A 25,279-nucleotide genomic window follows, 5' to 3' on the forward strand; every position below is an offset into this window, starting at 1 on the left:
AAGATGAGTAAAAAATAAGAGGTCAGATTTACATAATAATAACTAGGCGCGGCAAGTCATCTTTATGGTGATTTGCCTTTTTCTTTGGGTATCTTTTGTTTTGATTTTCAGACGTGACAAAGGCAAAATAGATTGAATATTTCATTGTAAGCTCCATAAAGAAGCACAATGAGTTCAAAGCTTTTTAAGGAATGCAGTATGCAGGACACAACTCTGTCACGCTGGCTTACACCAGTGATGGCGTTTTGCTTATCTTTTGTCATGATTGGCACATTAGCACCAACTGTGGGTATTCAAATTGATCGTCAATTTGATTTTTGGTTATTGTGGCTAGGAACCATGCTTTTATTAGCATTACCGATTGGTTTTCTTGAAATTGCCTTAGCGAAACGTTCACAGATGACCGCGTTACAAGCACTTTCTACTTTAACGCGTGATGCTGATGCTTCCCCGAAATGGCGTTTAGTAGGTTGGTTCGCTGTTGTTTTTGTTCCTTTCTTTGCAGGCAGTATGATAAATACCTCTGCTCACATTGTGACTGAGCAGCTTGCATTAAATCTTCCTGTTCAAATCCTTTTCGCTGTTTTTGCCGTTATAGCGCTTGGTTTATCTTTTATACCGCGCCAATTTTTAATTGGACTTACAACAATTGGAGTCATTGCTGCTTTTATTGGTGCAAATGTGATGGGAACTCAGTTAACGACTTGGCACTGGACAGGTATTGAGTTTAAAGAGTGGGGCAATGCTACAGTGCTTGCTTTAGTCGCAAGTGGTCTAGGTCTAGGATTGTATTGGCAAAGTAGTTTAGCGACAGTGAAGAAACAACAAGCGGTCACAAGTTCAGTCTTTCCGATCTGGGTCGCGCAGCTTATTGCTGTCATTGCATTTGGTTTCTTCTCTACCCAAGCGCAACTTCCAGCATTAGCGTGGGTTTTTGCTGCGATAATGTCTGCTGCATTATTGATCCAATTTGCTAAAGAGCAGTTAGCACAACGCCAACTTGCAATCATTATTCAATGGGGCATTATTCTCGCGGCAATTGCAGTTTGGGCTGTGCCACAAGTTGACCAAGTTTTTAATACTCTATTGATGATTTGGGGACTAGTGATTTGTTTGATTTATGCAGTTTTTGCAGGCTGGATTATGAAGATTAGCCATCTTCGTAAAGCTATGGGTTTTAGTAATGAATTATTTTATAACGTATGGCGTATTGCGGTACGTTTAGTTTTACCGCTTTCAATTTTGATTGCGATTGTCGCAGTTATTGGGCAAGTTTTATAATGGAACAGAAACAAGTTTGGGTTGCATTTGCGACACCTGAACAGCAATTTATGATTGCCGTTCCATTCAATGAAGGAATGACTGCACAACAAGCGATTGATGCAAGTGGTTTAGCAGAGCAGATAAAACTTCCAGAGATTTTAAATCTTGGGGTATTTGGTAGTAAGATTGAGATAGATACTGTTTTGCAAGTGGGTGATCGAGTAGAGATTTATCGTCCATTGACGATTAATCCTAAAGATATTCGACGCAAGCGTGCCGCAAAGAACCCTGTTGGGCGTTTTATTAAGGGTAATCGTTTTAGACCATCAACTTCATAAATAAAACCCCTCATGAATGATTCGGTGAGGGGTTTCTTTTTTGGAAACTATTTATAGTTTATAGTGGTGGCGCAGTCAGAATCGCTTCTTTTGATGCTGGTAAACCAGGTTGTGATTCGGGAATCGTATCTAAACCTTCTAGACGTTCTACATTACCATTCGCATCGAAATAAACTTTTAAGTGTTGACCACGCACTGCTGGTATTTTTGCTTTTTTCGCATAAGTCCCTGGGGTGTAGTTGTAGATATAGTCCCAACGTTGTGGATTTAATGGATCTGTAACAGTTGGACTACCCAGTAAGAAACGGACTTGCTGAAAGCTCATGCCGACTTGTACTTGTGATGCTTGTGCTTTAGTTAATGGTGTTCCCTGTGGAATATCGACTTTATAAACACCAAAGACTGAACAACCGCTAAGTACTGAAGTGACGAATAACGCCAGCATGATTTTTTGCATTTTGCTACACTATCCTGATAAATGATGATGCATTTGGTTCAAGGATAGATCATACTGCATCTAAACTCTATTGCCTATTCCAACTTAAGATTTGTTGAGAGACCTTTTTAAATGCCTATTTCCAATCAAGACTTACGCAAAGCTGGACTTAAAGTCACCCTTCCTCGTATTAAGATTTTGGAATTGTTAGAAAATTCAAAACAACATCATTTAAGTGCTGAAGATATTTATAAAACTTTGCTTGAACAAGGTGAAGATGTTGGTTTAGCAACCGTTTACCGAGTGTTAACACAATTTGAAGCGGCTGGCATTATCCAACGTCATCATTTTGAAAATAATCATTCAGTTTTTGAAATCATGCAAGAAGATCATCATGATCACCTTGTTTGCTTAAATTGCAACAAAGTTGTTGAATTTACGAATGATATTATTGAGAAAGAGCAGCATGCTGTTGCAGATCAGCATAATTTTGCCTTAACAGGTCATTCATTAAACTTATACGGTTATTGTAGTGATTCTGAATGCCAAGATGCTTATCGTAAAAAATGAGTTTGATTTAGTTAAAGCTTAGTACTTTACTAAAATTAAACAAATAAAAAGGAAGGTTCTAAAAAACCTTCCTTTTTTAATGTCTTAATTCGAATTATTGACCATCAAAGGTAATATTTCGGCTCGCACTCAATAACTGATCTGTACCTTCTTCTGAAAGTTTAATTGTGAGACGTAAGTCATTTGGCGAGTCAGCATGCTTCAGTGCATCTTTATACGTAATTTCACCTGCTTTGTATAAATCAAATAATGCTTGGTCAAAAGTCTGCATCCCCAATTCTCGAGAACGCTTCATGAGATCTTTGATTTCGTGTACTTCACCTTTGCGTATGTAGTCTGCCAAAAGTGGTGTATTAATCAGAATCTCAATTGCTGCGCGACGTGAATTACCATCTGGCGTTGGGATCAACTGTTGAGCAACCATCGCCTTGAGATTAAGTGATAAATCCATATGCAATTGAGGATGACGATCTGCTTCAAAGAAGTGGACAATGCGATCTAGTGCTTGGTTCGCATTATTTGCGTGTAGTGTTGCAAGTACTAAGTGACCTGTTTCCGCAAAAGCAATCGCATAGTCCATGGTTTCTCGAGAACGAATCTCACCAATCAAGATCACATCAGGTGCTTGGCGAAGCGTATTTTTTAATGCGACTTCAAATGAATCTGTATCAATCCCGACTTCACGTTGAGTGACAATACAACCCGCATGTTGATGTACGAATTCAATTGGGTCTTCAATGGTAATAATATGACCCTTTGAATTTTGGTTACGGTAACCAATCATCGAAGCTAATGAGGTTGATTTACCTGTACCTGTTGCGCCTACAAAGATAATGATACCGCGTTTGGTCATGGCGAGTTCTTTCAGCACGCTAGGGAGCTTGAGTTCATCCATGGTTGGAATAACAGTTTCAATACGACGTAAAACCATTCCAGGCATATCACGTTGTTGAAAGGCGCTTACACGGAAACGGGCTGTTTTCTCACGATTGACGATCGCAAAATTACACTCTCTTGTTTCAGCAAATTCTTTACGCTGCTTATCTGACATAATTGAATGAAGTAACTGACCAACGACTTCACCTGAGAGTTTAGACTTTGAAACAGGCACAATTTGACCGTTGATCTTCATTGATGGTTCAACATCTGCAGTGACAAATAAATCAGATGCACTTTGTTGAATCATTAAATTGAGTAAATCATTAAAGTCCATGATATTTCTCTAATCCGTTTATTATTATAGGAATGACTCAGGTTGTTTTGCTACGGTACGGGCAACTTGAGGACTAATAACACCTTTTGAAACCAAGGTCTTAAGACTTTGATCAAGTGTAGTCATACCGTAGTTTGCACCCGTTTGGATGGCAGAATACATCTGAGCTACTTTATTTTCACGTACAAGGTTACGAATTGCTGGAATTCCAATCATGATTTCATGTGCTGCAACACGACCACCGCCATTTTTCTTCAATAATGTTTGTGAAATAACGGCTTGTAGTGATTCAGAAAGCATGGCACGAACCATATCTTTTTCTTCGGCAGGGAATACGTCGATGACACGGTCAATTGTTTTCGCTGCAGAGGTCGTATGCAGTGTACCAAAAACCAAGTGACCCGTTTCCGCAGCAGTCAATGCCAGACGAATGGTTTCCAAATCACGCATCTCACCCACAAGGATAATGTCAGGGTCTTCACGCAGTGCTGAACGCAGTGCTTCATTGAAGCCATGTGTATCACGGTGCACTTCACGCTGGTTGATCAGGCATTTTTTAGATTGGTGTACAAATTCGATTGGGTCTTCAACCGTTAAAATGTGGTCATAGCGGTTTTCGTTGATATAGTCGATCATCGCAGCGAGCGTCGTTGATTTACCAGAACCCGTAGGTCCTGTGACCAAAACGATACCCCGTGGATAATCACAAATTTCTTTAAAAATTGAACCTAAACCAAGGTCTTCCATGGTTAAAACTTTAGATGGAATGGTACGGAATACCGCGCCAGCGCCACGGTTTTGGTTAAATGCGTTCACACGGAAACGTGCAATATTAGGCACTTCAAATGAAAAGTCAGTTTCTAGATCTTCTTCATAATCACGACGTTGTTTATCATTCATGATGTCATACACTAAGCGGTGTACATCTTTATGTTCTAGTGCTGGTAAATTAATACGACGGACTTCACCATCTACACGAATCATTGGTGGCATACCTGATGAAAGATGTAAGTCTGAAGCACCGTTTTTAACTGCAAATGCTAGTAATTCTGTAATATCCATGATTTCCCCGAAACAATCAAAATGCCTCACTCTTTTATAGAATAATATACGGCTTTCACTCTGTGTTACCAACATATTATAGAATGTGAGAGAAAAAAGATTTTGTAAGTGAGAACTGTGTCAATGAATAAATCTGAGCAATTCCGTCAATCTGTTTTAAATCAAATAGAGCAAGCTTGCCAGCAGGTGAAACGTGATCCTTCGACTGTACAATTGTTGGCTGTTTCAAAGACTCATCCGAGCCAAACCTTACGAGAAATGTATACTGTTGGTCAGCGTTGTTTTGGTGAAAATTATTTGCAAGAAGCCTTGACTAAAATTGATGAATTACAAGATTTAGATATTGAATGGCATTTTATTGGTCATGTACAACGCAATAAAACCAAGCATTTAGCAGAAACATTTGATTGGGTGCATGGAGTCGATCGCTTCATTATTGCAGAACGTTTATCCAAGCAACGTTTAGAAAATCAAAAACCGTTAAATATCTGTATTCAGGTAAATATTGATGGGCAAAATTCTAAAGATGGTTGCCAACCAAATGAGGTTTTAGAATTGGTTCACCAAATCAGTCAGCTTCCAAATATCCGTTTGCGTGGATTGATGGTGATTCCAGCACCTGAAAATCATGCCGCATTTGCTGATGCTAAAGTGCTATTTGAGCAAGTGAAAGCTCAACATGCACAGCCGCAAGACTGGGATACATTAAGTATGGGCATGTCTGCCGATCTCGAAGCTGCGATTGCAGCAGGTTCAACCATGGTTAGAGTAGGCACAGCATTGTTTGGTGCACGGGATTATTCAAATATTTCATAATGAGTTAATTACTTCTTTAGTTCAGAGAATAGAGAAGTAATTACAATTATATAAGATTTATACACTGTTGAAAAAAATGGCTTAATTTAGAATAATTCGTTGATCACTTATATGATGCTCATATTAAGCGATTAAAAATTATTTGCTCATAATGATAAGAACTCAATTTAGGGTTAATTTAAAATGAAAAAAATCTATTTCTTAATCTCATTTATTTTATGTTTATTTTTAGCTGCTTGCAGTAAAAAAGAAAGTGAAATCGTTACTGAGCAGAATGCTCAAGTTGCGGCAGATGAAAAACTGGGTACAAAATGGGGAGATGAAGTCACTTCACATGTGACTGAGGTGAATTTGACGCGTTTATCTGAACAGCCGATTGCTGAATCACAAGTCCGTTATGCTAATAAGCAATACCAAGGCAAAATGGTGAATAGTATTTCTTTGGCAGCAGGGAAAATTAGTTTTTCTGTTGTTAATGATAATAATCAAGAGCTTCCCTTATATAGAGATGGTCAAAATTATTATCTTTCAGGTAAAAATGGCCAGAGCTATCAATTAAAATATGAAAATCATACCGACAACACTTATGAAGTGGTTGCAAGTGTAGATGGTATGGATGTACTAAATGGAAGTACTGCTTCACGCAATAATTCTGGTTATGTATTACATCCGCACAGCGCAATTCAGATAGAAGGTTTCCGTAAGAGCGACTCCGCAGTGGCATCTTTTACTTTTAGTCAGCCTGAAGATGCTTATGCTGCAAATTCGGATCATGGTTCAATTCAAAATACAGGCATTATTGGAACAGCAATTTATCAACTTGAATCTCCTGATTCAAAAGATGACATAAAAGATTCATCTCAATATGCACTGCCACCTAAAGCCTTTCCTGCGGACAAAGAATAATTTAATAAATCAACAATATTGATGAATGTTTTGGTTGATTGAATCTATCCCACCACCTCAATCCGACTTGAACCTGATCCAATCGGTTGCACCTGAATCTGCACAGGAATACGCTCATGCATTTCTTGAATATGGGAAATTAAAATGACTTTACGCCCTTGGCTTTGCAGTTGGTCTAAGGCATTCATCACCATATGCAACGAAGAGGCATCCAGACTCCCAAAACCTTCATCAATAAACAGGGATTCGATTTTCATAGAACCAGAGGCCATATTGGCAATCGCCAAAGAAATCGCAAGGGCAGTCAGGAAAGACTCACCGCCAGACAGAGAGGCCACTGAACGAGTTTCTCCATCCATATCGTGGTCGATAATCGCCAAACTAAGTGAGTTATCCAAACGTTTTAAAGTATAACGCTGTGACAACATGCTGAGTTGTTGGTTGGCATATTCAAGCAGAATATCCAGATTATATTGCTGGGCTAAATCACGGAAATCCTTACCTTTGGAATCGCCAATTAAACTAGAAATCTTATTCCAACGGTGTTCCTGCTGCTGAATCTGTTGGATTTGATCTGCAAATTGTTTTTGTTTCGCTAAGTTTTGCTGATGCAATTCGATTTGAACTTTATATTGATCTCGTTGTTCAGCCAAAGTTTGCATATTTTCAATAAGTGTAGTGAGCTTAGAAATTAATATTTCAAATGCAATTTCAGGTTGATGTTCAAGGTGTTGTTTGAGTTGTTCTTGAACGGTTCTCATCCCTGCTTGTAGATCCGCATAAGTACGTTCAACTTTTAAAATATCTTGTTTTAATTGTTGTTCTTGCTCGTGAGAAATCGTACTTAGTTGTTCTAATATTGCATATGTAAAATCAGTATTTTGGTTTAACCATTGCTGAACATGGGTGGTCGCTTGCTCAGCTTGTTTTTGCAGTTGAGAGTTATGAGCAAGACATTCTTTTAGTACATTATTTGTAATTTCAAAATCTTGTCGGATTTGATCAAAACTTTGACGTGCATTTTTAAATTGCTTTTGTAGATGTTGTTGGTTTTGATCAAAATCGTCTAACCATTCATGTGGCTTTTCAACGGTATTTTGCGTGATTTCAAAAATAACTTGGATTGCAATATCGCTATTTTTTTTGCCTTCAATGGTTAAATTTTCAATATGCTTTGCAGCTGAATGAATTTTTTCCTGACCAAATTTAATTTGCTGTACACATTGTTGATGTTGTTGAGTGGTTTGATCGAGTTGTTTGTTCAGATCATTTCGCTGTTTTAATGTGAGCTGACGTTGTTGCAAGCAGTTTGAAACGTGTTCTGCGGCATTTAATGTAGATTGCATCCACATTTGTTTTTCTGTGTCATTCAACAAACTTACGATATGCTGAATATTTGATTCGGCTTGTTGAACATTCGATAAATGCTGCGTGGTTTGTTGAATCGATTGTACAAGCTCATGACGTCGCTTTTGAGCATTTCCATGTGAAGTTAAACAGTCTTCAAGCTGTTTTTGAGTTTGTTGAGTATGCTCTTTTTGAGCCTGAATGATTTGAGTTAACACATCATGATTTTTTGAAAAATCAAAGGTGATATGAAGCGTTATAAGTTGCTGTTCAAGCTCAGATAGAAGCTGTAGTCGTTGAGCTGTGAGAGTAGCCAGTTGTTTTGAATTGGCATCCATTGATGCTGTTTGCTGAGTGAATGTTGTTTGTAACTTTTGCCAAGTTTCAAACGCCACTTTTTCAAACTCAAGTGCTTGATGCTCTTGTTGTTCTTGTAGTTTCAATAACTCATCAGAAAAAGCTTCTTTTTCAGCATATGGGTGATGTTTGCTGCCACAAACTAAACAAGGTTCACCATCGACCAAATCCGCTCTCAGTTTTTCAATATTTTTAGTATTCAGTAAACGTTGCTGTTGCAAGATTTTTTGCAGTTGTTCACGTGTATTTTTTTGTTCTTGGTAATTCGTTTCGGCAGTTTTGAATTCAGTTTGAGTCTGTATAATTTGCTGATTTAGCGTATTTTCCCAGCTCGTTAATTTGCAATGTTCAGCATCAATCTGTTGAAAATTGTGCCATTGATGTTGAATCACATTGAATTGATTTAACTTTTGTACAAGCTGATCACGCTCGATGCCTAATGTTGTAATTTTTTGATTAAGTGCATCATCTTGACCGAATTGTATTGTTATTTCTTCAAGTTGTTTCTGTTTTGCCAAAAGTTGCTGATTGGCATGTTGCACATCACCATAATTTTTTTCAAATAGAGCGTAACTTTGAATAAAGCGTTGAATTTGAGAGATGTGTGCTGAAAGGGAATCATCCAAAGAACCAAAATGATTGGATGTTTCTAACTGCGCCGTATGTTGAGAAATACTGAGTTGTAATTGTTTAAGCTGATTTTGAACTAATTGTTCCTGATCAAGATGGGGAATCTGTTGATTCTCTAACTCTTTAATATCACTTTGAGCTTTACGAAGTTGCTCACCCAAAAGACGACGGTCAGCAATACGATCGCGTACCAATTTAATTTTGTCTTGATGTTGAGTCTCAAATTGTTGTAGTTGATTGTGCTCAGTATCTATTTTTTCAAAGGTAAATTTTTCAGTATTGTATTTCTGTTCAACTGTATTGAAATCTTGCTGTGCTTTGAGCAATTGATGTTGTAATTTGCCAAGATCAGCATTGAAATTCTTATGTTGAATGAAATATGGATGAATAGAAGCAAAGCGTTCAAGTTGGTGTAATTGTGCTTTTTGCGGGGCGAGTGCCTCTATATGTTGTTGTTGAAGGTGCAATTTTTGCTGACGATCTTGAATATCAGCTTCTAGTTTTTGTTTTTGCTCGAACCACTGTTGTTGTTGATTAAGCTGAACTTTGTCAGCTTCCAACTGTTGAACCTGTTGTTGTATCTGTTGGAATTGACTTTGTAATTCGGCAATTTCTTCATCAGAACGGATTTCAATATGACCTAACACATTTTCCAGTTGCTTGCGTTGGTTACTGATTTCACGGGTCTTTTCAAAAGCCAGTTGTCCAATTTTGGCAAAAATACTGGAATTGGTCAGATACTCGAGTAATTCACCACGTTCATTATCACGTGCCTTTAAAAAAGCGGTCACTTCGGACTGCGCCAACAGTACAGCACGAGTGAATTGCTCAAAACTCAGTTGAGTAATCTGTTGAATATGCGCTTCAACTGCTTTGGTTTTATCTGCAATCACCACGCCATCGGTCAGGCATTTGAGTGAGCGTTGTACACTTTGCAATTTGCCACTGGCATTTTCACGGGCACGTTTAATTTCCCAGCGTGCGAGGTAGTGTTTCTGATCTTGTGCCACAAAACACAGTTCGGCAAAACCATGCCCAGTTCCACGACGTAGAACCGTTAAAGGGGAGTTTGTGAGTAGTTCAGAACCATCGACATCTAACAGCTTGCCGTCACTTTCTTTAAGGCGGGGAATTTTATTAAATAACGCCAGACACATGGCATCTAAAATTGTAGATTTACCTGCACCCGTTTTTCCGACAATGGCAATCAGTCCTGCATTTGCTAAAGGCTCAGTTTCAAAATCAATAAAATGTTCACCTGCAAGCGATGCCAAATTTTTAAGTCGAATTGATAAAATTTTCACGGCAAATCCTTAAGCAGTTTGGTCATCTTCAAGTTTTTTCTGTGCTTCAGCAACGAGACTTAAAAAGTCTTTGGTCACTTCATCATCAGCGTGATAGCCCTTTTTCTCCCAAATTTGCTGAAATAGTTTTTCGGGTGTCGGAGGTTCTAAGCTAATACTCTGCTTGCTCTCTGCATTGCTTTCATTGGATAGATATTGTCTGGAAATGCGAACCAGTCGATAGCGATCTTTGGGCAATGCATCTTCAAATTGTTGTCGTAAATTGGGCTGTGGTGGCGTCGTGGTGTGATATTCGATATCGACATATTCACGTTGTTCAAGATTTTCGATCGGTTCATTTGGTAGATTGCGCAGACGTTGCATGACTACACTGAGTTCATCTTTAATTTTATGCAGTTGAATACTTCGGGGTATTGGCAAAGCTTCAAAGTTAAATGAATCTTCACTTTTTGTATGATCAATGGTGACTTCAACCACTTGATGTTTATAGTTGATTTCACTAAATGAAAGTGGAATGGGTGAGCCGCTATAACGAATATGGGGATGTTGTACTTTTTGTGGTTTATGCAGATGTCCAAGCGCTACATAATCAATACTGTCATCAAACAGCGTAGTCGAAAGCGCTTCTTCATTGCCAATAATAATGGGGCGTTCAGAATCCGAAGTTTCTCCACCTTGCATGTGGGCATGTGACATCAGGATTAGGGCTTGATCATCGGTTTTACGACGTTTGGCTTCCTCTATTAATTGTTGGTGTAGGTCGGCAATCGCATTTTGGCTATTGGTGGTGTGTTCATTAAAACCTGTGATTTCAGCTGAACGCAGGAATGGCAGGGCAATACACCATGCCACAATCTGTTTTTGTTGATCATAAATCGGCAAAATGAGACGTTCTAAATTAAGCGTTTTATCTTTGTTCCAACGAATCACACCGACTGTTTTGGCATTATATTTTTCTAATAAAGGTTCAACTTGTTCAATGCGATAACCTGAGTCATGATTGCCAGCAATCATTAAGGTTTGCATCTGTGGGGCAAGCTCATGGGCATCGGCAAGAAATTGATAGAGTTGTTTTTGTGCCTGTGAGCTCGGGTTGATTACATCAAAAACATCACCTGCGATGAATAATGCATGCGGCTGTTTGGCTTTGATCTGCTCAAGTAACCATGCCAAGAATTGTTCATGTTCGTAGTGGCGGGAATGATTATAAAAAAACTGCCCCAAATGCCAGTCAGACGTATGAAAAAAACGCACGGTCATAAATGAATCTAATGATGAAATGAATGAGAATAAGGTAGCACGGATTCAATCAAAAAGCAGAGCTTCGCTAAGTAGAAAATACCTACAAGATATGCCTTGATCATACTTAAACGATCAACTAGTTTGGTATCAAAGACATCATTATAAAATGAGGAAATAGAAAATGAGCTTAGGAAAAGTCAGCCGCGAAATTATTGATCATATTATGTTGATTGGCTTAGACCGAGTGGCAAAACGAAATGCCTTTGATAGTCATATGATTGCAGATTTATCTTTAGCTTTAACCGAATATGAAAATAATCCTAAACTACGTTGTGCTGTGATTTTTGCACATGGTGATCATTTCACGGCGGGTTTAGACCTTGTTGAATTACAACCCAAAATCCCTCAAGGAATTTTTAGTTTCGAAGAAGGTCAAATTAACCCTTGGGGTGTCGGTGGTCGGCATCGAACTAAACCTGTGATCGTAGCTGTGCAAGGGATTTGTTATACCGCTGGGGTCGAATTGATGTTGAATGCAGATGTCGTCGTCGCTAGCGAAGACACGATTTTTGGTCAGCTTGAAGTGCTACGTGGAATTATGCCTTTTGGTGGCGCAACCGTACGTTTTGTGCAGGCAGCAGGGTGGCAAAAAGCCATGCCATATTTATTGACAGGGAAAACCTTTGATACTCAGAAAGCCAATGAATTGAATCTCGTATCTGAAATTGTTGAAAAAGGTAAGCAGCTTGATCGCGCTATTGAGATTGCACAAGAAATTTGTATTGCTGCGCCACTTGCATTGCAAGCATTGTTGGCTTCAGCAACTGATGCGGTCACTCAGGGAGAGGTTTTTGCATTTCAGAATATGGACAGTTACCTTAAGCCATTATTTGCATCGCAAGATGCTCAAGAAGGCGTACGTGCCATGCTTGAGAAACGTCCACCACAGTTTAAAGGTCAATAAAAATAAACCGACAATTCATGTCATTGTGAATTGTCGGTAAATATTTCTAAAAATCAGAAGAAAGAAGTCGTGATCTGTTCCACTTCATTTGTTTCGTGAAACCAAATGAAAATAGATTCTGCCAATACATTTTGATTGAAAGCTTCTGGAAGAAAAATCAAATAATCACCGCAGCCATTGTGAGCGAAAGCAACTGCTTGTTCAGGGAAGCCATGCCATGTTCTTGCAAGTTTGGTTTCATGAACAATATGGTTGCATGTACGCATTTTTCTTTTTTGATCAGACTCATCAAAGAATGGAAAAAGTTGCCAATCATCTTCTGCAAGAAATAATTCACCACCATTTTCAATCATCATTTTATTTTTAAACGATGTAGGAAAAGTAAGATTCAATACTTGTTCAGCCGCAGTTATATACTGTTTGTCTATTGGGAATGGCATAACGATTTATCTTCGCTCAGGTTTATATTGTGATTGTATTCTTTTCAATGCATGAAATAGGTAGTGGTGTCTTTCTGGAGAGAGTCCAAGACCAAATGTGATAGGCTGATTTGCCTCAATGACAATTTGAGCTTGCTGTTTATTGGATGAGTTCGTTGAACGGTTTTCTCTAATTCGACTAACGTCATGCCAATTAAAGTATTTTGATTTTCCTATTCTGCCAATTCCAGTAAAAACACGTCCACCTTGTTGATTAATGGTGAGCTCGATTTTACCGAATAGCATCATCAGTGTAAGTGAACCAAAAATGATGGTTCCAATCAGAAAGGGGATACCAAATAAACTTTGTAAAAGGCTAAATTGTTGTTTTGCGATTTGAGTACCATAAATGCCACCCAATGAGCCACCAGACCAAATCAACATAAAGGGTACTAAAAAGAAGGCAATCGGGCTTCTTAGTGTTGCACCCAATTTTATTTCTTGCAGATTGTTTTTATACCAAGTACCACGTGGTGGTTGATTGATATCAAACGCATATGTTGGCGTATCAAAATTTTCAGAAACACGAAAAATATGATTGCAAACTTGGCATTTCCCCATATCCGTTTGGATATTGATATTTTCATTTACAACGTCAACCTGACAGTTTGGACATTTCATTTTTATAGTGCTTAACTTCCTTAGTTTTATGAATTTTAGTATAGCATTGTCATTTTGCATTCTCATCAATTTCATATCGAGCAAAGACGTGATGATCTAAATTCAGAAATAGCTTTGCCAATAACAGTTACAGCACCCAGTGGATGGTATGGCATCGGGCATTGCAATATACTGTCGTGAACACTTTTGTTTTAATAGGATAATATTCAATTGAAAGATTTTCTATTTTCCTAATAGTCTTAACTGAACACAGATGTGGATCGCATTGTGAACTTGAAAATTGAATTTCAATAGATATGACATGGTTTATATTCTGATTCTTTTATTTTTGAGCATTATAAAAAATAAAAACCGACGATTCGAGTGATGATAAATCGTCGGTCAAAATCTTTTTCAACGGCTTTGGCTGCTAACAAAGCCATTGTTAAAGATGGAGAGTCATAATGAAAGGTCACCGAAAAATATTGCGGATGCCGTGCAATGAACATTCGGTTGCTGCGACCTTGTACCCTATATAACGCTGCTAGGTGTGGATTGGTTGACATAAAAATGAAAAAAAAGTGAAAAAAATTTATAATTATTTTTGAAGTAGATTAGATTTGGTTTATTTACATGATTTCATTGCGTTTGTATTACCTTTGGTTTTTTATTGTGTGCTTGATTTCTAGCCTAATCGCTGGAGTCATCGCTGCAATTTTACCTAATAGCATTGGAGGAGTGCTTACAGCTATTCCTTATTTAATTGCAATGATTTTTGTTTTATTCAAATTTCTAAAAAAACAACATCGCGCACCAACCCTCTCGGAAAAGAAACGATTAAGCCTTGGATTTAGCCTCATTTTTTGGGGTTACAATGCATGTGGCTTACTTTTAGGATTGTTTATTTTTGCACGTAAAGATCCCGACGTTTGGCAAAATTTTATTTTATATTTCAAGCAACCCATGTTTTTAATTACTGTCGTTGCAATTTGGTTGATGATTGCAGCACCGTTATTTTTAATTACATATTGGTTTTATGGCGCACAAGCACAACGGATGGCGAACAAGATGTTTAAGGTATGAGTAAAGTTCACTTGTAATTCACCTGTATTCTGCTAAAACTTTTAATAAGATTCATTTTTGATAGATCAATCCATGAAAAAAATGACGGTATTGGTGACAGGTGCAAGTGGGTTTATTGGTTCTCATCTTTTACCTTTTCTATTGAAAAATAATTTTCAAGTGATTGCACTGACACGACAAAAAAATAAAGCTTCTTATGATTCAGATTTAACATGGGTGAATGATTTAGATGAAATCAAAGTCATTGAAATTAATTATGTGATCAATTTGGCTGGTGAAAATATTGGTCAAAAACGCTGGACTAATCAAAGAAAAAAACAACTGATACAAAGCCGAGTTGATATGACTGAACAGCTTTATCAATGGTTACAGCAAAAAAGTATTTTCCCCCAATGTATTATTTCTGGCTCAGCAATTGGCTATTATGGTATTGATCCTCAAGAGCATTGGGTGGATGTTTGTGATGAAAATATGCCTCCGCAAGCAATTTTTATGTCTGAACTTTGCCAAGCTTGGGAGCAAACTGCATTAAAATTTAATCAACAAAATACTAAAATTATCCGTTTAGGTGTTGTGTTTGGTAATGGTGGTATTTTGCCGCAGATGTTATTACCCATCAAATTAAATGTGATTGCCAAGATTGGATCAGGTCAGCAACCTATTGTTTGGATTCATATTCAAGATGTTTTAAGAGCAATCATTTTTTTACTTCAATTACAGGCTGATCAAAAAGTTTACAATTTAGTTGCTCCAGAACAAATCAATCAACAAGGTTTTGCTGATATTGCCGCACGAGTTTTGAAACGTAAACCTTTTATTACAATGCCTAAATGTGTGTTTGAATTAGCATTAGGCGAACAATCACAATTAATTTTAAATGGTCAATATGTAACGCCTCAGGCATTATGCAGTCATGGTTTTAAATTTCAGTATCCCAATTTAGAGCAAGCCTTAACTGAAGTTTTATTGGGTCACTAAATTTTGTTTCTTCAAACGACTTGGTGAATATGCACTTGGGTCAACAATTGGTGCTTGTTTTAAAATGAGTTGGCGTAACAATTGCGCTGAACCAGCCCCCATACATAGACCATTGCGGAAATGTCCGAAATTTGCCCATAAGTTGGCTATATCAGGCATTTCACCAATATAAGGAATGCCTTGAGGTGAACTAGGACGTAAACCTGCCCAACGGCTTACGATGGGGAATTGTTTTAACTCAGGAACCATATCTAAACATGCGCTTAAAATATCTTGCTGTGTTTGCTCATCCACAGCCGTACTAAAACCACAGTCAGCCATACTCGAACCACAGACAATATGACCATCTTGACGTGGAATGAGATACATCACACGGTTCATACACATAGTAGGCAACCAGTTTTCAGGTGTTTTGAACAGCAGCATTTGCCCCTGTATGGGATGCACAGGAATTTGTCGATGTATGTGTTCTTCCCAATATTGACTCCATGCACCTGAGGTTAGAACAACATGATCAGCATGAAAAACTTGACCATTTGAAGTTTGTATTCCGTGTACCGTTTTATTTTTAACAATCAGTTGATCAATCGAGCAGTGCTCAAAAAAACGAACGAAAGGATGCTGTTTAAGATAGCTGATGAGAGATTGTAATAAACGAGGATTACGTACATTCGACAGTTGTGGGAAATGAATGGCTTGTTGGAATTTTTCTGAAATATGAGGATTTACTGCTTCAAGTTGTTTGCGATTTAATAGGTCACATTGTTGCATTGGCTCATGATGAGTTGATGCGTAATTGAGTCCAACTTCAAAATCTTCTTGATCAAAAATCAACATACCTGTGTCGTGGATTTGAAAATCAATCCCCGTGATAGGCAGAAGTTTTTCATTCCACATTTGATACAGCGATTTACCGTATTGAGCAAGATGATTAACTTCTGGTGCATAACGCCACGGGTACATCGGGGAAAGAATTCCACCGCCTGCCCATGAGGCAGCCTGACCTGCTTGTTGTTGATCAAAAATATCAACAGAGCAACCTTGTTCAGCAAGTTCTAACGCTGACATCAAGCCGCTAATACCCGCACCAATAATGGCAATATGCATACTTTAGCCCAAGTTCAAGAAAATTAATCCTGAAATTTGATACTCGGAGACGTCATCCGCAACCTGCGTGGTATAAACAAGATAATGTTTTTGCAATAAAATTAAATAAATGCAAGAAATGAACAGGTTTTGCGGATGACAATGGTTTTGCCTACTTTTGTCGAAACAAAAGTAGGGCGAGCCTGAGCAAACCAAAGCGACTTAAGCTTTGGTATAGCGCAAGACGAAGTTGCTTATCCTGAAATTAAGATGAGAACTCAGCAAGACTCTGTTGTATATATTATCATATTAAAATCAATTAGATATTATCTCATCTCTTTGAGTTTACGCGCTGCTTCTTCGGCAAAATAGGTCCAAATACCATCTGCACCCGCACGACGGCAGCACATCAATGACTCTAAAATCACGCTTTCAGATAACCAACCATTTTGAATCGCCGCTGCAAGCATGGCGTATTCACCGCTGACTTGGTAGACAAAAGTCGGCACACCAAAAGTATCTTTCACTTCACGGACGACATCCAGATAAGGCATACCCGGTTTTACAATCACCATATCTGCACCTTCCTGAATATCAAGTGCAATTTCATGTAATGCCTCGGCACGATTGCCGACATCCATTTGATAATTATATTTATTTGCACCTTTTAAATTACTTGCTGAACCCACTGCATCACGGAAAGGACCGTAAAAGCTTGAAGCATATTTTGCTGAATACGCCATGATATTGGTATAGATAAAACCATTTTGTTCAAGTGCTTGGCGAATCGCACCAATGCGTCCATCCATCATATCACTAGGAGCAACAACATCAGCACCTGCTTGCGCATGACTTAAGGCTTGTTTGACTAGGCATTCAACCGTTTCATCATTTAAAACATAACCCGTTTCATCAATAATACCGTCTTGGCCATGAGTGGTATAAGGGTCAAGTGCGCCATCGGTAATCAATACCATTTCTGGTAATTCTTTTTTCAGTAAGCGGCAAGTGGCTTGAACCAAACCATTTTCATGCCATGCAGCTTCCGCCGTTAAACTTTTGTCTTCTTGTGGCGTTACTGGAAATAAAGCAAGCTTTGAAACACCGAGTTCGAGCAAATTTTCTGCTTTTTTGAGTAATAAATCAGCAGATAGACGCTGCACATTTGGCATGCTTGGAATATCTTGAGTTTGTTGTTGTCCTGGTAATACAAATACTGGATAAATCAAATGATTAGCTGTGAGTTGTGTTTCACTGACCATGGCACGAAGTTGGTCATTTTTACGGATACGGCGCATGCGAGTCGCGGGAAAAGCGGGACGATTGAACGTATAAGTCATAACAATCTCGATGTTCAGTATTACACTATAGGAATAATTGAAATATTTAAGTCATGCTAGGGAGAGCTTAGCGGCTAAGTTCAATTAAATATCCTCGCTATTGTAGCCCCATAATTTTAGATTTGTACAAAATAATGGGATGTTTATCGTTCCTTTGGATTTAGACAGCGTATGAATGATGTAAAGAAAAACTGGACAGGCAATATTCAGTTAGGTGCTAAAGCCGATCATGACGTGGTATTAAAGCAGCTTTGTAAAGCATTTAATTCTTCACCATTTTTTAAGCATTGTGGCATGAGCATGCGCGTTGTTGATGATCAAATTGAAGGTTATATCGAGATGCAGCCTGAGTTGGTCGGTAATGTAGCCTTCCAAATTTTGCATGGTGGTGTTGCTGCGACATTGCTGGATAGTATTGGTGGCGTGGTTGCAATGGAACAACTTTATCGCCGTGCAACCCCTGAAGATTTACCTGACACGATTAAGAAAGTATCGCGTTTAGCAACTGTAGATATGCGTGTTGATTATCTTGCTCCGGGTCGTGGTCAGTTTTTTACTGCACGTGCGGAAACATTACGCTTAGGACGTAAAGGCTGTACCATGCGTATGACGATGCTCAATGATGAAGCTAAACCAATTGCAACGGCAATTGCTTCTTACGCATTCTAAGTACAGTATTCGATATGAAAGCGTCTTTTGACGCTTTTTTATTGTTTAAATGAAAGTGAAGTAAAAATAATTATCAAAATATAAGAATTGAACGCATCAGTTATTTTTTTTATTCTCGTCATATGATTTTTTATCGTTAAAATGCGATTTAAATTTTTGTTTGTATTTTGATCTTAGGTTTTAACAATTGGTTAAGTTAAAAAAACTAGACTGATCTGCTGATTAAACCAAAAGTTAAAAATCCCTTTAATTTTCAGGAATAACATATGACTGACGCCCAAGCTAATCAACAAGATATTGCTGCTTATTCGGCATCAGATGATGCAATGAAAGCAAAACGTAAAAAGTTTTTAGGATTTTTCGCACTTATTCTTATCCTTGCAGCAATTTTGTATGCTATTTGGGCGTTGTTCTTTAATCATGCTGTCAGTACCGATAATGCTTATGTTGGTGCGGAAACGGCACAAATCACCTCAATGGTGAGTGGACAAGTCGCTGAAGTTTTGGTGAAAGATACCCAACAAGTTAAAAAGGGTGATGTTCTCGTTCGTGTAGATGAGCGTGACGCCAAAATCCAGTTGGCACAAGCACAAGCTGAATTGGCAAAAGCTCAACGCCAATACAAACAAAGCCAAGCGAATAGTAGCTCATTGAATTCTCAAGTTGTGGTTCGCAATGATGAAATTAATAGTGCACAAGCACAAGTAAGTAAAGCGCAAGCAGATTTTGATAAAGCGAACTTAGAATTAAAGCGTCGTAATGAACTTGCTGCTTCAGGAGCGATTTCTAAAGAGGAATTGAGCAAAGCGCAAAGTGCAGTATCGACGGCACAAGCAAGCTTAGATTTAGCTCAAGCGGGTTTAGCCCAAGCAACCTCAAGCCGTAAAGCCGCAGAAAGTACACTTGCTGCAAATGAAGCATTGATTCAAGGGGCAAATGAAGCATCAACACCTGATGTTTTGGTTGCAAAAGCCCATGTTGAGCAAGCTATGCTTGATTTAGAGCGTACTATTATTCGTGCGCCTGTTGATGGTGTGGTGACACGCAAGAATATTCAAATTGGACAACGTGTTGCACCAGGTACTGTGATGATGTCAGTAGTGCCTGTATCTGCGCTGTATGTCGACGCAAACTATAAAGAAAGTCAGCTTGCTAAAGTGAAAGCAGGACAGAAAGTAACGCTTCGTTCAGACCTGTATGGTGATGATGTAGTTTATCACGGTGTTGTTCAGGGATTTTCGGGTGGAACAGGAGCTGCTTTTGCTCTTATTCCCGCACAAAATGCGACAGGAAACTGGATTAAAGTAGTACAGCGTTTACCTGTACGTATTATGCTTGATCCAAAAGAACTTGCAGAACATCCATTGCGTGTAGGGTTGTCGATGCAAGCGGACATTGATCTCGCATCGAAGTAATCAGCCATGAAAACGCAGAATCCTTTTGCAGAACTTAGTGGCGGGCGATTACTGCTCGCCGCATTCGTCATTGCACTTTCTAACTTTATGGTGGTGCTTGATACCACCATTGCCAACGTTTCAGTCCCCCATATTACAGGGAACTTAGCTGTTTCTAGTTCACAAGGAACGTGGGTGATTACCTCTTATGCCGTTGCAGAAGCGATCTGTGTTCCACTCACAGGTTGGTTAGCTGGACGTTTTGGCACAGTTAGAGTTTTTGTCTTCGGGTTAATCGGCTTTACTATATTTTCATTTTTATGTGGTTTAGCAACTTCATTAGAAATGTTGGTATTTTTCCGTATTGGTCAAGGACTTTGTGGTGGTCCACTTATGCCACTCAGTCAAACCTTGTTAATGCGAATTTTCCCACCAGAAAAACATGCGCAAGCAATGGGGCTTTGGGCGATGACAACCGTCATTGGACCGATTTTAGGACCAATTTTAGGCGGACTTATTAGTGATAATCTATCATGGCATTGGATTTTCTTTATTAATATCCCTGTTGGAATTTTCTGTGTATTAGCGTCCATCCGCTTGTTGTCTGTAGCAGAAACTAAAACTGAGAAATTACGAATTGATGCAGTTGGTTTAGGTTTGTTAGTGCTTTGGATTGGTGCTTTACAATTGATGCTAGATCTTGGGCATGAACGAGATTGGTTTAACAGTACCAGTATTATTGTTTTGGCATTGACAGCAGTTGTTGGCTTTATTGTTTTCATGATTTGGGAACTCACAGAAAAGCATCCAGTGGTTAACCTGTATGTATTCCGTCATCGAGGTTTTGCCGTTTCTGTTTCAGCATTGGCATTTGGCTTCGGTGCATTCTTTGGCAGTATCGTTTTAATTCCGCAATGGTTGCAAATCAATTTGGGTTATACCGCCACGTGGGCAGGATATCTGACTGCAACTATGGGTTTTGGTAGTTTGACGATGTCGCCAATTGTTGCGAAGTTATCAACCAAATATGACCCAAGAGCATTGGCTAGTTTTGGGCTAGCATTGTTGGGTGTGGTTACGGTCATGCGAGCTTTTTGGGTTACAGATGCAGATTTTATGTCATTAGCATGGCCACAAATCTTACAAGGTTTTGCTGTACCATTTTTCTTTATTCCACTGTCAAATATTGCGATGGGTTCTGTCTTAGCTCAAGAAATGGCTTCTGCCGCAGGTCTAATGAATTTCTTGAGAACAATGGCAGGGGCGATTGGCGCTTCAATTGCAGTGACAATTTGGGATGATCACACGAAAGTAGCTCGTAGTGAAATGGTGAATAATTTGCACCCACAAGAAGTGCAAAATACGTTGCTTCAAAATGGTTTTTCACCTGATGCAACACTCGCCACGATTGCAAATTTAGTTGATAAAGAAGCGATTACGACTTCAGCTAATCATGTGTTTATGTTATTGGCAATTGTATTTATTTTTGCGAGTGCATTAATTTGGATGAGTCCAAAACCTAAAGTAATAACGGGTGGACCTGCACCACATTAATTTTGATAGATAATCAATTTTTCTTTAAAAAACTCGGATTGATTCATCCGAGTTTTTTATTTAAATCTGATATGAATGTCTATTCCGTCCAGTGGCTTTGTTGCACAAAGATTTGAAATGCAAAGCGTCCCTAATTGAGCCAAATTTAAGGCGTAACTTGGGTAAGGGGCGGCGTTTTATTTCTTCTCTTTTCATTTCTTTGTATCCCTGCGGTTTCAATTTTTCTTCAAGGATACACGTAGGGATACACGGCGAGCAATATTATATAAAGTTATGATCAGTTATATATAGGCAAGAAAAAAGGCTTAATCCCTTTAGAATCAAGCCTTTTTGTTTTAAAACTTGGCATATTTTGCCATGTTTTGTTAGGTATTTGGTGGAGATGGCGGGAGTTGAACCCGCGTCCGCCAGCACTACACTCGAGAATACTACATGCTTAGATATCGTCTATTGTTTTAACACCAAGCGACCCGACGAACAGGGTACAAGGTGCGATCCTCTAAGTTTGGTATAAAGCCCCGAGGCTTGACCTTATACGGACTTGTGTGCGTGCGCTTCGGTCGGGTTCACTGACCACAAGTATTCAGTGAAGCGGACAAGCTGCCCTTAGGCAGCTAGAGCGTAAGTTTCGTCGTTTGCGACTATTAAAATGCAAATTTTATTTACGAGAGAAAATGCGCTCTCGGCATGCATCTATGAGCTTCATCACCAGCGTCGAAGCCAATAACATCCCCATATATGAACGAACATCATAGCATAAATATTGAAAATTTAAATCTAAATTTACAGGCTTTGAGGTTTGTGGTTGAAAACTAATCTAATTGAAATCATAAATTAATAGCATATCTTTAAAGAATTAGCTTTTTAAGGTTTAGCTAAATTGGAACTTCAAAGAAGGAATATGCATTTATATCCCTTCATTAAAACAATTGCATATCACTTGGCAGCTTAGGTTAATGCCATCCACCACCTAAAGCCCGAATAATATCTACACTGGCAATCATTCGACTACCATGAAGCTGTGCAGCGAGTTGCTCTTGCTGCAAGATATTCCGATCCGATCCGATCCGATCCGATCCGAATCAATCACATCCAGATAGTTGATACTGCCTTCAAAATAACACAAATGTGAAAGCTGATTGGCATGTCGGGATGAACAAGTGCTTGACCATGTGCCTGTATGTACTGATACAGAATACATTGATCAGGCAGTTCATATACTGATTAAATCCTTATTTTACATTTTAAACTTTTTGGCGGTTTTGATTTGGGTGAGGGTGATACTGAAAGTCCTACTTTCGGCGGTTTTGGTTTAGGTGATGAACCTTAAAAGAATGTCTTTTCACTCTTAATGTATTTTTATGAAATAGAAAGCGATAAGTATTTTTATCGCCTTTTTACATTTTCAATACTAGTTATATACAGCGCTACAAATTTAAAGAAATATGAATATGCGAACATATTCAAACTGCTTAGTTTTGAGGATTTTACGGTTCATAAAAATTTTTATCAGTTTTTAGCTGTTTATTTTATCGGACTTTTGCCTGTATCACTTATGAGTTTTTTAAAATTAACTAATTTAAGATATGTGGATTCAAGCGATGATACTGTTTTTTAAGTGTTGAATTGCAGTATATGCATTCTTTGTTTGATCAACCAGTTGGAATCGTTTTGAAATTCTATTCTCAGTTACTTTAAGTAGAACAAAGTTTAGGTATTCATCGTAATAACGGGAGTTTTATGTTTTCACCCTATATCCATGCATTTGCATTGTTTTTTTCATTATTGAATCCGTTCCTGATGAGTGTCTACATGGTCGGGATGATTCGGAATACCGATGTAAAAGTATTTAATAAAGCATTGATTCAAGGGAGCTTAATCGCTTTTGCTGTTTTTGCATTATTCGCATGGGGGGGCGAGAATATTTTTAGTCGCTATCTAAATGTAAGATTTGAATCTTTCCAAATATTTGGTGGATTAATTTTTCTTGTAATTGGTTATCGTTATGTGTTTCAGGGTGCAGAAACAATCGGTGAAATGCGTGGCGCTCCTGAGCATTTGGCAGGTACGATTGCTATGCCTTTTATGATTGGACCGGGAACAATTAGTGCTGCGGTTGTCACAGGCGTGAGTGTTCCATTTGGAGGAGCAATTGCTGTGATTGCCCTCACATTGGCGTTAACTTGCAGTATTCTTATCGCGATGAAATACGGACACGATCATTTACGCTACAAGCATGCTAAGTATATTGATCGTTACTTTGACATTATGGGGCGTTTATCTGCCTTACTGATCGGTACAATTGCTGTCGATATGATCGTTAATGGTGTGATGGGACTCATTCGATCTACAAATTTAAATTAAATTATCAGATATAAAATTTTGTATGATCAGTATTTATTTGGTTGATAACATATTGTTAATTTTAGATAAAATCTAATAAAAAGGGGTTGTATGTAATCCTACTGAAATAATGTTTCGATCTATCATAAAAATAGTTGATGATGTTTTGTACATTTATACGTATTTTTACGTTGAGGAATGAACGATAATACACATGTTGTATTCTCCTATGAGTTCTCCTATGTATCCATTAGATCAATTGAACCAAGCACCTGATGATCAGTCAGAGCTTACAATGTCAGTTTTAATGACACCTGATATGGCAAACTTTTCAGGTAATGTTCATGGTGGAGCAATTTTAAAACTGCTTGACCAAGTTGCTTATGCTTGTGCAAGCCGTTATTCAGGCAGTTATGTTGTGACATTGTCTGTTGATAAAGTTAATTTTAAAGAGCCAATTTACGTTGGTGAATTAGTCACATTTTTAGCGAGTGTTAATCATGTAGGGCGTACTTCTATGGAAGTCGGCATTCGTGTAGAAGCACAAAATATTCAAAAGCGTACAATCAGACATACCAATACATGCTATTTCACCATGGTTGCTGTAGATGAGGAGCGTAAACCTAAAGTTGTTCCGATATTAAAATTAGATACGGATTGGAAGCGTTGTCGTTTCGAAGCTGCAGAACAGCGTAAGGACCTACGTTTACAAGAAGTACAGCAACCTTCTTGCAGTATTTTCAAGAAATCTAGCCAGTGTTGATTTATTCATTACATTCCTAGTGATCTAAAAAAAGATCGAACCGCAGCATGGTTCGATCTTTTTTTATTTGTAAAGATGAGTCAGATCATTACAAATGTTGTTCTAAAGGGTCTGGAGGAACCTGAAGATCAAATTATTTACTAGCGGTCGGAGCAGCCGTTGTTGCTGCATCACTTGCTGTTGTGTCTGTCGTAGCTGGATTTAGAGTTTCAGGTTGCTCCTGAGTTGATACCACGACTTTCTCTTCGGTGGTTTTGGTGCTATGTGATTTGTCATGAGCCGAAGCTGCAAATGTTGTTGCCGCTGTTAAAGCAAATGTTGTCGCAATTAAAGTCTTAATGAGTTTCATGTTTGGCATCCATATTTGAACTTAATTAAAAAATTACAGCTTCAATTCGAGAGATGAATCAGAACAAATCTTGAATTTCTGCATGAGGTTTATGCTAAGTGCCTAAGTTTTTTACAGCAATATTCTTAACAATCTTTTACGCCAAGCTTAACAATAGCGCATCATAAAACGCGGTTTTGTGATGTGCTTGTAA

Annotated in this window: 23 protein-coding genes, 1 other RNA gene and 1 pseudogene; 13 read left to right on the forward strand and 12 right to left on the reverse strand. The window is 38.4% G+C overall.

Annotated features, from left to right (window positions below):
* Positions 1–198: 198 nt before the first annotated feature.
* Both O1449_RS03685 and O1449_RS03690 read left to right on the forward strand, forming a co-directional pair.
* Complete coding sequence (locus O1449_RS03685) at positions 199–1,281, forward strand: hypothetical protein (RefSeq protein ID WP_269239198.1); 1,083 nt, start codon at positions 199–201, stop codon at positions 1,279–1,281.
* A complete protein-coding gene (locus tag O1449_RS03690) occupies positions 1,281–1,601 on the forward strand; it encodes an RnfH family protein (protein WP_269239199.1) in 321 nt (106 codons plus the stop codon). The genes O1449_RS03685 and O1449_RS03690 overlap by 1 nt, the downstream gene beginning before the upstream one ends.
* 58 nt (positions 1,602–1,659) lie before the next feature.
* Here O1449_RS03690 and O1449_RS03695 read toward each other — a convergent pair whose 3' ends face one another.
* On the reverse strand, positions 1,660–2,058 hold the full coding sequence (locus tag O1449_RS03695; RefSeq protein ID WP_269229784.1) for an outer membrane protein assembly factor BamE: 399 nt from the start codon (positions 2,056–2,058) through the stop codon (positions 1,660–1,662).
* 111 nt (positions 2,059–2,169) lie between these two features.
* Between O1449_RS03695 and fur the strand changes: the two genes are divergently transcribed.
* Positions 2,170–2,607 carry a ferric iron uptake transcriptional regulator gene (gene fur / locus O1449_RS03700; RefSeq protein WP_004663428.1) on the forward strand — a complete coding sequence of 146 codons (438 nt, stop codon included), beginning with the start codon at positions 2,170–2,172 and terminating at the stop codon, positions 2,605–2,607.
* 94 nt (positions 2,608–2,701) lie between these two features.
* Here fur and O1449_RS03705 read toward each other — a convergent pair whose 3' ends face one another.
* Positions 2,702–3,820: a PilT/PilU family type 4a pilus ATPase gene (locus tag O1449_RS03705; RefSeq protein ID WP_005158228.1), complete on the reverse strand. Its 1,119-nt coding sequence runs from the start codon at positions 3,818–3,820 to the stop codon at positions 2,702–2,704.
* Positions 3,821–3,844: 24 nt separating this feature from the next.
* Positions 3,845–4,882, reverse strand: coding sequence for a type IV pilus twitching motility protein PilT (locus tag O1449_RS03710; RefSeq protein ID WP_087544931.1), 1,038 nt, complete (start codon positions 4,880–4,882; stop codon positions 3,845–3,847).
* A 123-nt stretch (positions 4,883–5,005) separates the two neighbouring features.
* On the opposite strand from O1449_RS03710, the gene O1449_RS03715 reads away from it, so the two are divergent.
* Complete coding sequence (locus O1449_RS03715) at positions 5,006–5,698, forward strand: YggS family pyridoxal phosphate-dependent enzyme (RefSeq protein ID WP_269239200.1); 693 nt, start codon at positions 5,006–5,008, stop codon at positions 5,696–5,698.
* Positions 5,699–5,881: 183 nt separating this feature from the next.
* A complete protein-coding gene (locus tag O1449_RS03720; protein WP_269239201.1) occupies positions 5,882–6,604 on the forward strand; it encodes a hypothetical protein in 723 nt (240 codons plus the stop codon).
* A 44-nt stretch (positions 6,605–6,648) separates the two neighbouring features.
* Here O1449_RS03720 and O1449_RS03725 read toward each other — a convergent pair whose 3' ends face one another.
* Positions 6,649–10,242 (reverse strand): AAA family ATPase, encoded by a 3,594-nt coding sequence (locus O1449_RS03725; protein WP_269239202.1) that lies wholly within the window; start codon positions 10,240–10,242, stop codon positions 6,649–6,651.
* A 9-nt stretch (positions 10,243–10,251) separates the two neighbouring features.
* Positions 10,252–11,502: an exonuclease SbcCD subunit D gene (locus O1449_RS03730; protein WP_269239203.1), complete on the reverse strand. Its 1,251-nt coding sequence runs from the start codon at positions 11,500–11,502 to the stop codon at positions 10,252–10,254.
* A gap of 163 nt (positions 11,503–11,665) precedes the next feature.
* Here O1449_RS03730 and O1449_RS03735 point away from each other — a divergent pair, with 163 nt between their 5' ends.
* Positions 11,666–12,448, forward strand: coding sequence for a crotonase/enoyl-CoA hydratase family protein (locus tag O1449_RS03735; protein ID WP_269239204.1), 783 nt, complete (start codon positions 11,666–11,668; stop codon positions 12,446–12,448).
* A gap of 53 nt (positions 12,449–12,501) precedes the next feature.
* On the opposite strand, the gene O1449_RS03740 is transcribed toward O1449_RS03735, so the two are convergent.
* Together O1449_RS03740 and O1449_RS03745 are read right to left on the reverse strand one after the other, a co-directional pair.
* The gene (locus O1449_RS03740) at positions 12,502–12,888 is read right to left on the reverse strand and encodes an SMI1/KNR4 family protein (RefSeq protein ID WP_269229791.1); all 387 of its coding nucleotides are present in this window, start codon (positions 12,886–12,888) and stop codon (positions 12,502–12,504) included.
* A gap of 6 nt (positions 12,889–12,894) precedes the next feature.
* Positions 12,895–13,548 (reverse strand): hypothetical protein, encoded by a 654-nt coding sequence (locus O1449_RS03745; RefSeq protein ID WP_269239666.1) that lies wholly within the window; start codon positions 13,546–13,548, stop codon positions 12,895–12,897.
* 612 nt (positions 13,549–14,160) lie between these two features.
* Between O1449_RS03745 and O1449_RS03750 the strand changes: the two genes are divergently transcribed.
* Entirely contained in the window at positions 14,161–14,610 is a 450-nt protein-coding gene (locus O1449_RS03750) for an ABZJ_00895 family protein (protein ID WP_269239205.1), read from the forward strand.
* Between the two features lie 72 nt (positions 14,611–14,682).
* A complete protein-coding gene (locus O1449_RS03755; RefSeq protein WP_269239206.1) occupies positions 14,683–15,588 on the forward strand; it encodes a TIGR01777 family oxidoreductase in 906 nt (301 codons plus the stop codon).
* Here O1449_RS03755 and thiO read toward each other — a convergent pair.
* Positions 15,574–16,695, reverse strand: coding sequence for a glycine oxidase ThiO (gene thiO / locus O1449_RS03760; protein ID WP_269239207.1), 1,122 nt, complete (start codon positions 16,693–16,695; stop codon positions 15,574–15,576). The two genes, O1449_RS03755 and thiO, sit on opposite strands and share 15 nt — an antisense overlap.
* Positions 16,696–17,000: 305 nt before the next feature.
* Complete coding sequence (hemB, locus tag O1449_RS03765; RefSeq protein WP_269239208.1) at positions 17,001–18,014, reverse strand: porphobilinogen synthase; 1,014 nt, start codon at positions 18,012–18,014, stop codon at positions 17,001–17,003.
* Positions 18,015–18,185: 171 nt separating this feature from the next.
* Here hemB and O1449_RS03770 point away from each other — a divergent pair, with 171 nt between their 5' ends.
* The 3 genes from O1449_RS03770 (at position 18,186) to O1449_RS03780 (ending at position 21,631) form a co-directional block, all read left to right on the forward strand.
* Positions 18,186–18,683 (forward strand): thioesterase family protein, encoded by a 498-nt coding sequence (locus O1449_RS03770; protein WP_004663409.1) that lies wholly within the window; start codon positions 18,186–18,188, stop codon positions 18,681–18,683.
* 266 nt (positions 18,684–18,949) lie between these two features.
* Positions 18,950–20,098: an HlyD family secretion protein gene (locus O1449_RS03775; RefSeq protein WP_269239209.1), complete on the forward strand. Its 1,149-nt coding sequence runs from the start codon at positions 18,950–18,952 to the stop codon at positions 20,096–20,098.
* A 6-nt stretch (positions 20,099–20,104) separates the two neighbouring features.
* The gene (locus tag O1449_RS03780; RefSeq protein ID WP_269239210.1) at positions 20,105–21,631 is read left to right on the forward strand and encodes a DHA2 family efflux MFS transporter permease subunit; all 1,527 of its coding nucleotides are present in this window, start codon (positions 20,105–20,107) and stop codon (positions 21,629–21,631) included.
* 374 nt (positions 21,632–22,005) lie between these two features.
* On the opposite strand, the gene ssrA is transcribed toward O1449_RS03780, so the two are convergent.
* Positions 22,006–22,365: a transfer-messenger RNA gene (ssrA, locus tag O1449_RS03785) on the reverse strand.
* Positions 22,366–22,584: 219 nt separating this feature from the next.
* Positions 22,585–22,843 (reverse strand): annotated as a pseudogene (locus O1449_RS03790) (RND transporter); the annotation flags it as partial.
* Positions 22,844–23,371: 528 nt separating this feature from the next.
* On the opposite strand from O1449_RS03790, the gene O1449_RS03795 reads away from it, so the two are divergent.
* Both O1449_RS03795 and O1449_RS03800 read left to right on the forward strand, forming a co-directional pair.
* Positions 23,372–23,995, forward strand: coding sequence for a MarC family protein (locus O1449_RS03795; protein WP_269229805.1), 624 nt, complete (start codon positions 23,372–23,374; stop codon positions 23,993–23,995).
* Between the two features lie 220 nt (positions 23,996–24,215).
* The gene (locus O1449_RS03800) at positions 24,216–24,737 is read left to right on the forward strand and encodes an acyl-CoA thioesterase (RefSeq protein ID WP_269230412.1); all 522 of its coding nucleotides are present in this window, start codon (positions 24,216–24,218) and stop codon (positions 24,735–24,737) included.
* A 133-nt stretch (positions 24,738–24,870) separates the two neighbouring features.
* Here the strand turns inward: O1449_RS03800 and O1449_RS03805 are convergent, their stop codons facing one another.
* Positions 24,871–25,086, reverse strand: a complete 216-nt coding sequence (locus O1449_RS03805; RefSeq protein WP_004663393.1) for a hypothetical protein — start codon at positions 25,084–25,086, stop codon at positions 24,871–24,873.
* Positions 25,087–25,279 lie beyond the last annotated feature (193 nt).

It is taken from the genome of Acinetobacter sp. TR3 (assembly GCF_027105055.1).
GTDB lineage: Bacteria > Pseudomonadota > Gammaproteobacteria > Pseudomonadales > Moraxellaceae > Acinetobacter.